Genomic DNA, 11,920 nt, shown 5'->3' with positions numbered 1-11,920 from the left:
TCCTACCCCCACCCCCACTCCCACGGAAGGGCGTCCCCTTGAGCAGCGAGTGCAGCGAGAGCAGCGCGCGGCCGATCCCCGTCGTCGTCCTGGCGGGCTTCCTCGGGTCGGGCAAGACGACCCTGCTGAACCATCTCCTGCGCAGTGCCCGGGGCACCCGGATCGGCGTGATGGTCAACGACTTCGGCGCGATCGAGATCGACGCCATGACGGTGGCCGGACAGGTCGGCTCCACCGTTTCGCTGGGCAACGGCTGCCTGTGCTGCGCGGTGGACGCGAGCGAGTTGGACGACTACCTGGAGGCGCTGACCAGGCCGTCGGCCGGACTGGACGTCATCGTGATCGAGGCCAGCGGGCTCGCCGAGCCGCAGGAACTGGTCCGCATGGTGCTGAGCAGCGACAACGCCCGGATCGTGTACGGCGGACTGGTCCAGGTCGTGGACGCGGCCGAGTACGACGCCACCCGGGCCCGCCACCCGGAGACCGACCGGCACCTGGCCGTCGCCGACCTCGTCGTGGTCAACAAGGCCGACCGGGTGCCGGCCGCCGAGCTGGGCCGGGTGCACGAGTCCGTCGCCGCCCTGGCGGAGCGGGCGGCCGTGGTGGACGCGGCGTACGGGCGGGTCGATCCGGAGCTGCTGTTCGAGCGGGCCGCGCCCCGGGACGGCGCGGGGGAGGGCCAGCTCTCCTTCGACGACCTGCGCGAGGACGAGCACGCGGCCCATCCGCACGCCGGATACGACACGGTTTCGTTCGCCGCGGACCTGCCGCTGCATCCGCGCAGGCTGATGGACTTCCTGGACGGCCGGTCGGAGGGGCTCTACCGGATCAAGGGCTTCGTGGACTTCGGGGCGGCCGACCCGGCCAACCGGTACGCGGTGCACACGGTCGGCCGGTTCCTGCGCTTCTACCCGGAGCCGTGGCCGGCCGGCGAGGAGCGCCGCACCGGGCTGGTGCTGATCGGCTTCGGGATGGACGCGGAGGGCCTGCGCACGGCGCTGGACGGCTGCCGGGTGACCGGTCCCGACGACACGCCCGAGGAGCACAGCATGTGGGGCGTCCTGCGGTACGTCCCGGACAAGGGCGACCCGGAGCCAGCCGCCAGCGAGGCGGCGGACGCGATCTGAGCACCCGCCGCCTGGCGGGGGCGGGTCCCGGCCAGCAGCGGCGCCCGCCGCCTTACGAGCGCGGGCCCCAGCCGACAACGGCGTCTGCCGCCTTGCGAAAGCGGGACCCCGGCCTCGGCGGTGCCCGACGCCTTATGGCGGCGGGACTCGGCCGACATCGGCGTCTGCCGGCTTGCGAGGCCGGGGCCTGCGCTTGGTGGCGTCCGCCGTGCTGCGCGGGCGGGGCCCGGCCTCCGTGACGTCCGGCTTATGAGGCCGGGCCGGCCAGGATGGCGACGGGCTTGGCCAGGGGGGTGCCGGAGCCGTCGCGGCGCGGGTCGGGCTCGGGCAGCTCCACCGGCGTGCCGTTCTTCTGGGCGGCGCGAGCCGGGGCCTCGCCCGCCCAGGCGAGCACCAGGTGGTCCTCCCCGCGCAGGAACCGCTGGCAGCGCACCCCGCCGGTGGCGCGGCCCTTGCGCGGATACTGGTCGAACGGGGTCAGCTTCGCCGACGTGCCGGCCGTCGCGTCCAGCGCCCCGGAGGCGCCGGCGACCGTGAAGACCACCGCTTCCGCGGCCGGGTCCACCGCGGTGAAGGAGAGCACCTCCGCGCCGGCCGTGAGCTTCACGCCGGCCATGCCGCCGGCCGGGCGGCCCTGCGGCCGGACCTGGCCGGCCGGGTAGCGCAGCAACTGGGCGTCGGAGGTGATGAAGACCAGGTCCTCCTCGCCGGTGCGCAGCTCGGTCGCGCCGACGATCCGGTCGCCCTCGCGCAGGGTGATGACCTCCAGCTCCTCCTTGTTCGACGGGTAGTCGGGGACCACCCGCTTCACCACGCCCTGGAGCGTGCCCAGCGCGAGGCCGGGGGAGGACTCCTCCAAGGTGGTCAGGCAGAGCACCCGCTCGTCCTTGTCCAGGGTGAGGAACTCCGAGACCTGCGCGCCGCCGGAGAGGTTGGGCGCGGAGGCGGTGTCGGGGAGCTGCGGCAGGTCGATCACGGACAGCCGCAGCAGGCGGCCGGCGGAGGTGACCGCGCCTACCTCACCGCGCTGGGTGGCCAGCACCGCGGAGACGATGACGTCGTGCTTGGCGCGCCGTCCGCCGGCGTCCGGCAGCGGCTCGCCGGTGACCGTGCGGGCCAGCAGGCCGGTGGAGGAGAGCAGCACCCGGCACGGGTCGTCCGCCACCTCCAGCGCCTGCGCGGCGACCGGCGCGCCGGAGGACTCCAGCAGCACCGTGCGCCGGTCGGTGGCGAACTTCTTCGCCACCGCGGCCAGCTCGCCCGACACCAGCTTGCGCAGCTCGGCGTCGGACTCCAGGATCCGGGTCAGCTCCTCGATCTCGCCGGTCAGCCGGTCGCGCTCGCCCTCCAGCTCGATCCGGTCGAACTTGGTGAGCCGGCGCAGCGGGGTGTCCAGGATGTACTGGGTCTGGATCTCGCTGAGGGAGAAGTGCCCGATCAGCCTCTCCTTGGCCTGGGCGCTGTTGTCGCTGGAGCGGATCAGCCGGATGACCTCGTCGATGTCGAGCAGGGCGACCAGCAGGCCCTCCACCAGGTGCAGCCGGTCCCGCTTCCTGCCGCGGCGGAACTCGCTGCGCCGGCGGACCACCTCGAAGCGGTGGTCCAGGTAGACCTCCAGCAGCTCCTTCAGACCGAGCGTGAGCGGCTGGCCGTCGACCAGGGCCACGTTGTTGATGCCGAAGGACTCCTCCATCGGCGTCAGCTTGTAGAGCTGCTCCAGCACGGCCTCGGGGATGAAGCCGTTCTTGATCTCGATGACCAGGCGCAGCCCGTGCTCGCGGTCGGTGAGGTCCTTGACGTCCGCGATGCCCTGGAGCTTCTTGGAGCCCACCAGGTCCTTGATCTTGGAGATGACCTTCTCGGGGCCGACCGCGAAGGGCAGTTCGGTGACGACCAGGCCCTTGCGGCGGGGCGTGACGCTCTCCACGGCGACGGTGGCGCGGATCTTGAAGGTGCCGCGGCCGGTCGCGTAGGCGTCGCGGATGCCCGACAGGCCCACGATCCGGCCGCCGGTGGGCAGGTCGGGGCCCGGCACGTGCCGCATCAGGGCGTCCAGGTCGGCGTTCGGATGCCGGATCAGATGGCGGGCGGCGGCGATGACCTCGCCCAGGTTGTGCGGGGGCATGTTGGTCGCCATGCCGACCGCGATCCCGGAGGCGCCGTTGACCAGGAGGTTCGGGTACGCGGCGGGCAGCGCGACGGGCTCGCGCTCCTGGCCGTCGTAGTTGGGGTTGAAGTCGACGGTGTCCTCGTCGATGGACTCCGTCATCAGCGAGGTGGCGTCGGCCATCCGGCACTCGGTGTACCGCATCGCGGCCGGCGGGTCGTCATTGCCCAGCGAGCCGAAGTTGCCGTGGCCGTCGACCAGCGGCAGCCGCATCGAGAACGGCTGCGCCATGCGCACCAGCGCGTCGTAGATGGAGGCGTCGCCGTGCGGGTGCAGCTTGCCCATCACCTCGCCGACGACCCGGGCGCACTTGACGAAGCCCCGGTCGGGGCGCAGCCCCATCTCGTTCATCTGGTAGACGATCCGGCGGTGCACCGGCTTCATGCCGTCCCGCGCGTCGGGCAGCGCGCGGGAGTAGATCACCGAGTACGCGTACTCAAGGAAGGAGCCCTGCATCTCGTCCACGACGTCGATGTCGAGGATGCGCTCCTCGAAGTCGTCGTCGGGCTGCGTGGTCTTCGTGCTGCGGCGGGCCATCGCGGCTGCGGCTCCTTCACCAACAAGGCTGATCTGACGCGGACCATTGTGGACCGTGCCACTGACAACGCGGACCGCGACCCGGGGAGAGGGGGGCAGGCCCCCGCCCCGGGGTGGGGCTGCCACCCCGATCGGGGGAAGCACCCGGCGCACGGGAACTTCGCAGGGCCCTGGTCCGCTTGCATACAGTGGCAGGACTCGAGCATCGGCAGGACGCCTCGGGGCGCCGGAGACCTCTCCGCACCCGCCGGCGTCACCGCCGAGCAGGACTCTTCCACATCGCGATCGAAGGGACGTACATGCCCATGGGTCACACGGCCGCCGCCCAAGCCGGCTCCGGCGGACTGACGGCGAGCGAGCACCGACTGGCCAACGGCCTGCGCGTGGTGCTCTCCGAGGACCACCTGACCCCGGTCGCCGCGGTCTGCCTCTGGTACGACGTCGGCTCCCGGCACGAGGTCAAGGGCCGCACCGGACTGGCCCACCTCTTCGAGCACCTGATGTTCCAGGGCTCCAAGCAGGTCACCGGCAACGGCCACTTCGAGCTGGTGCAGGGCGCCGGCGGCTCGCTCAACGGCACCACCAGCTTCGAGCGGACCAACTACTTCGAGACCATGCCCGCCCACCAGCTCGAGCTCGCGCTCTGGCTGGAGGCCGACCGGATGGGCTCGCTCCTCGCCGCGCTGGACGAGGAGTCCATGGAGAACCAGCGCGACGTGGTGAAGAACGAGCGCCGCCAGCGCTACGACAACGTGCCCTACGGCACCGCCTTCGAGCGGCTGACCGCCATGGCCTACCCGGAGGGCCACCCCTACCACCACACCCCGATCGGCTCCATGGCCGACCTGGACGCGGCCACCCTGGAAGACGCCCGCCAGTTCTTCCGCACCTACTACGCCCCGAACAACGCGGTGCTGTCCGTGGTCGGCGACATCGACCCCGAGCAGACCCTGGCCTGGGTGGAGCGGTACTTCGGCTCCATCCCCTCCCACGACGGCAAGCAGCCGCCGCGGGACGGCACGCTGCCCGACACCGTCGGCGCACAGCTGCGCGAGGTGGTCGAGGCCGAGGTGCCGGCCCGCGCCCTGATGGCCGCCTACCGCCTGCCGCACGACGGCACCCGCGAGTGCGACGCCGCCGACCTCGCCCTCACCGTCCTCGGCGGCGGCGACTCCTCGCGGCTGCACAACCGCCTGGTGCGCCGCGACCGCACCGCCGTCGCCGCCGGCTTCGGGCTGCTGCGCCTGGCCGGCGCGCCCTCGCTCGGCTGGCTGGACGTGAAGACCTCCGGCGGCGTCGAGGTCCCCGACATCGAGGCCGCGGTGGACGAGGAGCTGGCCCGGTTCGCCGCCGAGGGGCCCACCCCCGAGGAGATGGAGCGCGCCCAGGCGCAGCTCGAGCGCGAATGGCTGGACCGGCTCGGCACCGTCGCCGGCCGCGCCGACGAACTGTGCCGGTACGCCGTGCTGTTCGGCGACCCGCAGCTCGCGCTGACCGCCGTCCAGCGGGTCCTGGAGGTCACCGCGGAGGAGGTGCAGGCCGTCGCCAAGGCCCGGCTGCGCCCCGACAACCGCGCCGTCCTGGTCTACGAGCCGCTGGCCGAGGAGGCCGCGGAGCAGGACGACGAGAACGACAGCACCGGCACCGAGCAGGAAGTGGGGGCGGACCAGTGAGCGAGACCGCCGAGTCCCTGACGTCCATGGAGTTCCACCCGCAGCCCCAGCCTGGCGAGGCCAAGCCGTGGGCCTTCCCCGCCCCCGAGCGCGGCCGGCTCGGCAACGGCCTGACCGTGCTGCGCTGCCACCGCCCCGGCCAGCAGGTCGTCGCCGTGGAGATCTCCCTCGCCGCCCCGCTGGACGCCGAGCCGGCCGGCCTCGAAGGCGTCGCCACCATCATGGCCCGGGCGCTGTCCGAGGGCACCGACAAGCACTCCGCCGAGGAGTTCGCCGCCGAGCTGGAGAAGTGCGGCGCCACCCTCGACGCGCACGCCGACCACCCAGGCGTCCGGGTCTCCCTGGAGGTCCCGGTCTCCCGGCTCGGCAAGGCCCTCGGGCTGCTCGCCGAGGCGCTGCGCGCCCCCGCCTTCGACGCCGGCGAGGTGGAGCGGCTGGTGCGCAACCGCCTCGACGAGATCCCGCACGAGAACGCCAACCCCGGCCGCCGGGCCGCCATCCAGTTCTCCAAGGAGCTGTTCCCGGCCGACTCCCGGATGTCCCGGCCCCGCCAGGGCACCGAGGCGTCCGTGGCCGGTATCGACGCGGCCGCGGTGCGCGCGTTCTACGAGACCCACGTCCGCCCGGCCACCGCCACCGCCGTGGTGGTCGGCGACCTGGACGGCGTCGACCTCGACGCCCTGCTCGCCGAGACCCTCGGCGACTGGAGCGGCGACGCGGGCGCCCCGCGCGCCATGCCGCCGGTGACCGCCGACGACACCGGACGGGTCGTCATCGTGGACCGCCCCGGCGCGGTCCAGACGCAGATTCTCATCGGCCGCGTCGGCCCGGACCGGCACGACCGGGTGTGGCCCGCCCAGGTGCTCGGCACCTACTGCCTGGGCGGCACCCTCACCTCCCGGCTGGACCGGGTGCTGCGCGAGGAGAAGGGCTACACCTACGGCGTACGGGCGTTCAGCCAGGTGCTGCGCTCCGGCCCGGAGGGCGTCGGCGCCGCGATGCTCGCCATCAGCGGCTCGGTGGACACCCCCAACACCGGCCCCGCGCTGGACGACCTGTGGAAGGTGCTGCGCACCCTGGCCGCGGAGGGACTGACCGACGCCGAGCGGGACGTGGCGGTGCAGAACCTGGTGGGCGTGGCCCCGCTGAAGTACGAGACGGCCGCGTCGGTCGCCGCGACCCTGGCCGACCAGGTCGAGCAGCACCTGCCCGACGACTACCAGGCGGACCTGTACGCCGCGCTCGCCGCGACCGGCACGGTGGAGGCCACCGCCGCGGTCGTCAGCGCCTTCCCGGTGGACCGGCTGGTCACCGTGCTGGTCGGCGACGCCGCGCAGATCAAGGAGCCGGTGGAGGCGCTGGACCTCGGTCCGGTGACGGTCGCCGGAAGCTGACGGGCCGCCCGCCGCTCAACCGGGGTTCACCGGGCCCCCGCCGCTCAGCCGGGCTCACCGGGCCGCCCGCCGCTTTCCGGGGGCTCACCGGGCCTCGCGGCGGCGCATGGGCGTTCGACGGGCCTCCCGCCCTCGCGGCGGCGCACGGGCGTCCGACGGGCCGTCCGGCCCCCGCGGGGGCGTACGGGCGTCCGACGGGCCGTCCGGTCACCGGAAGCCCGCGGGAGGCAGAGCAGTTCGGGCCCCGGCACCCCCGAGAGGGGGCCGGGGCCCGCGTCGTGCCCGGGGCCGGAGCGACCCACGGCGCGTGTGCCGGAGGCAGGCGCGGCCCACGGTGCGAAGGCGGTGCGGGTGCCGGCGGCAGGGGCGATGGGCGAGGGCGATGGGCAAGGGCGATGGGCAGGGGCGACGGCGGGGCGGGCTCCGCCGGTGCGCGCGGGCGTATGTCCGGATTGTTGGGGAGGGGGTGCCTCTGGTCTGTGGCGTGCGCTACAAAAAACCGAGTCCGTTTGGATATTGAAAGATCGGCCGCTTAGCGTCTTAGGCGCTGTCCGCCCGAAGCACCCGCCGCGCCCGCGGCATCGGACAGCAATCGCCGAGTCCCCGTCAGGCGCGAGCCTGGGGAGCCGGGGACCCACAGTCCCCTGGGGTGAATCGGGTGCCTTCGCCGCGAGGCGGAGGGGCCCGTAGGAGACCTTCCTGCTCCGAACCCGTCAGCTAACCCGGTAGGCGAGAGGGAAGGAAAGGACCAGCCGCTTCATGGCGTTCACCCGTGCCACCGGGAAGCACCGCGCCCCCAGCCGTTCGCACATACTGACCCGCAAGGGCGCGCAGGCCGCCGGGGTCGCCGCACTCGCCGGCGGTGGCGTCATCGGCTCCCTCGCCTCTCCGGCCCTCGCCGCCGACGCCGAACTGCCCTACGCGGCCCCCGACATGGCGGACACCGGTCTCAACCAGGCCGTCACCACCGACCTCATCGCCGAGCGCGTCGGCGCCCAGGCCCGTGCCCAGGGGCGCGAGGCCGACGAGGACGCGGCTCTGGCGGAGGCCCAGGCGAAGGCCGAGGCGGAGTCCATCCGCAAGGCCGAGGCCCGGCTCAAGGCGGCCCGCGAGGCCAAGGAGCGCGCCAACCGCGAGGCCGAGCGCAAGCGGCTCAACTCCTTCCAGGCCCCGGTCGCCGGCTCCTACGTCAGCACCTCGTACCACGCCGGCGGCGGCATGTGGTCCTCCGGCAGCCACACCGGCATCGACTTCCACGCGGCCTCCGGCACCCAGGTCGTCGCCGTGGGCGCCGGCACCGTCGTCGAGGCCGGCTGGGGCGGCGCGTACGGCAACAACGTGGTGATCCGGATGAACGACGGCACCTACACCCAGTACGGCCACCTGTCGCAGCTCAGCGTCTCGGTCGGCCAGAGCGTGCTGCCCGGCCAGCAGATCGGCCTCGCCGGCTCCACCGGCAACTCCTCCGGCCCCCACCTGCACTTCGAGGCCCGCAGCGGCGAGGGCTACGGCTCGGACATCGACCCCGTCTCCTACCTGCGCTCGCACGGCGTCAACGTCTGACGTCCGGCGGCGGCGCACCCCCTCCGCCTACGGCCACGGCCCCGGTTCCGATGAGGAACCGGGGCCGTCGGCATTCCCGGCGCCCGACCGGAATCCGACCGGAATCCGTCCGAAATGCGTCCGAACTCCGTCCGGGTGTCGGAATTTCCCGCGCGCTGCAATAGAGTCGACGCACACGGGAACGGGCCCGGGAAAAGCACGCGCACCACGGATGCTTTTCACGTGGATCACTGGGAGGTTCGTCATGGGCGTTCCGGCGCACTCGGTGTGCACGGCAATCCGCGACGACATCATCGCCGGGGTGCTCGAGCGCGGCGGCCGGCTCACCGAGGAGCGCCTGGCCGGCCGCTACGGGGTCTCCCGGGTCCCGGTCCGCGAGGCGCTGCGCACCCTGGAGTCGGAGGGGTTCGTCACCACCCGCCGGCACGCCGGCGCCTGCGTGGCCGAGCCCACCGAGCAGGAGGCCGCCGACCTGCTGGAGGTGCGGCTGCTGGTGGAGCCGCTGGGCGCGGCCCGGGCCGCCCAGCGGCGCAGCGAAGCCCATCTGCGGGTGCTGCGCGGGCTGGTCCGGCTCGGCCGGCAGCAGTCCCGGCTCGGCCGCCCTGAGGACCTGCGCCCGCTGACGGGCTGGTTCCACGACACCCTGGCGCAGGCGTCCGGCAGCCCCGCGCTGACCGCGCTGCTCACCCAGTTGCGGCAGAAGATCGCCTGGATGTACGCCGTCGAGCAGCCCGCCCGGCCGGTCGAGGTCTGGGCCGCGTACGGCGCCATCGTGGACGCGGTGGCCCGCGGCGACGCCGAGCGGGCCCGGGCGCTGACCGCCCTGCGGGTGGAGGAGCTGGCCGGCGCGCACCGGCTGCGGGTGCCGGCGCCCCGCGCCGGCGGACGTGTGAGGACACCGCAACATCCCGTGAACACCGCCGTGGCGCGTACGTGACCGACGGCGGGTAGAAAAGTCGTCGCTACGCCCGCGTGATTCCGTCTCCATTTCTCCGTGGCTTTTCCGTGGCTTCTCCGTGGCGGACGACGTCTGTTTATCGGCACCGGGTGGCGCCTGTCCCCCTCCCGCAATTTCCGCACCGGTGGGGCCATCGGGTCCGGTGGAAGGGAAACGAAAAGCCGCATCCCGCCCCGAGGGGCGGAATGCGGCTGACGGGATCTCCCGGCGGGTCAGACCGTCTCGGGGAGCTCCTCGAGGCCCTCGGAGACCAGCTTGGCCAGCCGGTCCAGGGCGGCGTCCGCGCCGTCCGCGTCCGAGGCCAGCACGATCTCGTCGCCGCCCTGCGCGCCCAGGCCGAGCACCGCGAGCATGGACGCGGCGTTGACCGGGTTGCCGTCGGCCTTGGCGATGGTGACGGGGACGCCGGCGGCCGTGGCGGCACGGACGAAGATCGCGGCGGGGCGGGCGTGCAGGCCCTCGGCCCAGCCGACGTTGACGCGGCGCTCAGCCATGGTGTTGCCCTTCGGGTCGTGCGGGGTTGTCCAGAAGGTTGTCTAGACCAGTTGTCGTGGTCAGTGTCTCATGCCGCGGGCGGTGCTGCGTCTTCCCGCCGCCGCACGCCCGGGACCGTACCCTGGGCCCATGCGGACGCCGTCGGACCAGCCGGAACACCCGTACCCCGACCACTGGGAAGCCGATGTGGTGCTGCGGGACGGCGGCACCGCCCGGATCAGGCCGATCACCGCCGAGGACGCGGAACGGCTGGTCAGCTTCTACGAGCAGGTCTCGGACGAGTCGAAGTACTACCGGTTCTTCGCACCCTACCCCCGGCTCTCCGCCAAGGACGTGCACCGCTTCACCCACCACGACCACGTCGACCGGGTGGGTCTGGCGGCGACCGTCGGCGGCGAGTTCATCGCCACCGTCCGCTACGACCGGATCGACGCCGACGGCATGCCCGCCACCGCCCCCGCCGACGAGGCCGAGGTCGCCTTCCTGGTGCAGGACGCCCACCAGGGCCGGGGCGTGGCCTCCGCGCTGCTGGAGCACATCGCGGCCGTCGCCCGCGAGCGAGGCATCCGGCGCTTCGCGGCCGAGGTGCTCCCGGCCAACGGCAAGATGATCAAAGTCTTCACGGACGCCGGCTACACCCAGAAGCGCAGCTTCGCCGACGGGGCGGTCCGCCTCACCCTGGACCTGGAGCCCACCAACCGCTCGCTGGCCGTGCAGCGCGCGCGGGAGCAGCGCGCCGAGGCCCGGTCGGTGCAGCGGCTGCTCACCCCCGGCTCGGTCGCCGTGGTCGGCGCGGGCCGGGCCCCCGGGGGCGTGGGCCGCACGGTCCTGCGCAACCTGCTGGACGGCGGCTTCACCGGCAGGCTGTACGCGGTGAACCGCGCCCTCGCCGGGCCGTCCGCCCTGGACGGCGTACCCGCCTTCCCCTCGGTCGCCGACATCGGCCACCCGGTGGACCTAGCGGTCCTCGCCGTGCCCGCCGAGCGGGTGCCCGAGGCCGTCGCCGACTGCGGCGAGCACGGCGTCCGGGGACTGGTCGTGCTCTCCGCCGGATACGCCGAGCAGGGCGGGGAGGGCAGGGAGCGGCAGCGCGCGCTGGTGCGCCAGGCCCGCTCGTACGGCATGCGGATCATCGGCCCCAACGCCTTCGGGGTGATCAACACCGCGGAGGGGGTGCGGCTCAACGCCTCGCTCGCCCCGCACCCGCCGGCCGCCGGCCGGATCGGGCTGTTCACCCAGTCCGGCGCCATCGGCATCGCCCTGCTGGCCGGGCTGCACCGGCGCGGGGCGGGCCTCTCCGCCTTCGTCTCCGCCGGCAACCGCGCCGACGTCTCCGGCAACGACATCCTCCAGTTCTGGTTCGAGGACCCGGACACCGACGTCGTCCTGCTCTACCTGGAGTCCATCGGCAACCCCCGCAAGTTCACCCGGCTGGCCCGCCGCACCGCCGCCGCCAAGCCGGTCGTCGTGGTCAAGGGCGGCCGGCACACCGGCAGCGCCCCGCCCGGCCACGCCGTCCCCGCCACCCGCATCCCGCACGCCACGGTCTCCGCGCTGCTGCGGCAGGCCGGGGTCATCCGGGTCGACACGGTCACCGAGCTGGTGGACGCCGGCGTGCTGCTCGCCGGGCAGCCGCTGCCGGCCGGGCCCCGGGTCGCCATCCTGGGCAACTCCGAGTCGCTGGGGCTGCTCGCCTACGACGCCTGCCTGACCGAGGGGCTGCGGCCGCTGCGGCCCCGGGACCTGACGACCTCGGCCACCCCGGAGGACTTCCGGGCCGGGCTCACCGAGGCGCTGCACGATCCGTCGTGCGACGCGGTGGTGGTCACCGCGATCCCCTGGGTCGGCGAGGACGGCGGGACCGAGTCCGGCGGCGGCATGCTGGCGGACGCCCTGCGCAGCGCGGCGGCGACCGCGCCGGCCAAGCCGGTGGTCGTCGTGCACGTCGAGATGGGCGCGCTCGCCGACGCCCTCGCCGCCGCGACCAGCACCGCGCCCCCCGCCCC

General features: G+C 73.8%; 8 protein-coding genes and 1 riboswitch. Of the genes, 6 read left to right on the top strand and 2 right to left on the bottom strand.

The window, feature by feature from the left end; all coding sequences use genetic code 11:
• Positions 1-38: 38 nt before the first annotated feature.
• Positions 39-1,127: a CobW family GTP-binding protein gene (locus C6N75_RS20455; RefSeq protein WP_105870368.1), complete on the top strand. Its 1,089-nt coding sequence runs from the start codon at positions 39-41 to the stop codon at positions 1,125-1,127.
• A gap of 247 nt (positions 1,128-1,374) precedes the next feature.
• On the opposite strand, the gene C6N75_RS20450 is transcribed toward C6N75_RS20455, so the two are convergent.
• Positions 1,375-3,831 carry a DNA gyrase/topoisomerase IV subunit A gene (locus C6N75_RS20450; RefSeq protein WP_105870367.1) on the bottom strand — a complete coding sequence of 819 codons (2,457 nt, stop codon included), beginning with the start codon at positions 3,829-3,831 and terminating at the stop codon, positions 1,375-1,377.
• Between the two features lie 305 nt (positions 3,832-4,136).
• Here C6N75_RS20450 and C6N75_RS20445 point away from each other — a divergent pair, with 305 nt between their 5' ends.
• The 4 genes from C6N75_RS20445 to C6N75_RS20430 all read left to right on the top strand — a co-directional run bounded on the left by C6N75_RS20445 (position 4,137) and on the right by C6N75_RS20430 (position 9,398).
• Entirely contained in the window at positions 4,137-5,504 is a 1,368-nt protein-coding gene (locus tag C6N75_RS20445) for a M16 family metallopeptidase (RefSeq protein WP_105870366.1), read from the top strand.
• Positions 5,505-5,530: 26 nt separating this feature from the next.
• A complete protein-coding gene (locus C6N75_RS20440; protein ID WP_105870369.1) occupies positions 5,531-6,898 on the top strand; it encodes a M16 family metallopeptidase in 1,368 nt (455 codons plus the stop codon).
• Positions 6,899-7,481: 583 nt separating this feature from the next.
• Positions 7,482-7,645, top strand: a riboswitch (cyclic di-AMP (ydaO/yuaA leader).
• Positions 7,646-7,657: 12 nt separating this feature from the next.
• Entirely contained in the window at positions 7,658-8,461 is an 804-nt protein-coding gene (locus tag C6N75_RS20435) for a M23 family metallopeptidase (protein ID WP_105870365.1), read from the top strand.
• A gap of 244 nt (positions 8,462-8,705) precedes the next feature.
• Positions 8,706-9,398 carry a GntR family transcriptional regulator gene (locus C6N75_RS20430; protein WP_105870364.1) on the top strand — a complete coding sequence of 231 codons (693 nt, stop codon included), beginning with the start codon at positions 8,706-8,708 and terminating at the stop codon, positions 9,396-9,398.
• Positions 9,399-9,631: 233 nt separating this feature from the next.
• Here the strand turns inward: C6N75_RS20430 and C6N75_RS20425 are convergent, their stop codons facing one another.
• Positions 9,632-9,913, bottom strand: coding sequence for an HPr family phosphocarrier protein (locus C6N75_RS20425; RefSeq protein ID WP_105870363.1), 282 nt, complete (start codon positions 9,911-9,913; stop codon positions 9,632-9,634).
• 130 nt (positions 9,914-10,043) lie between these two features.
• On the opposite strand from C6N75_RS20425, the gene C6N75_RS20420 reads away from it, so the two are divergent.
• A partial coding sequence (locus C6N75_RS20420; protein WP_146132621.1) for a bifunctional acetate--CoA ligase family protein/GNAT family N-acetyltransferase occupies positions 10,044-11,920 on the top strand: 1,877 nt, incomplete at its 3' end.

It is taken from the genome of Streptomyces solincola (assembly GCF_002982015.1).
Taxonomy (GTDB): domain Bacteria; phylum Actinomycetota; class Actinomycetes; order Streptomycetales; family Streptomycetaceae; genus Streptomyces; species Streptomyces solincola.
The sequence above is the reverse complement of the archived record's forward strand: the minus strand, read 5'-3'. Positions and strand labels throughout refer to the sequence as shown.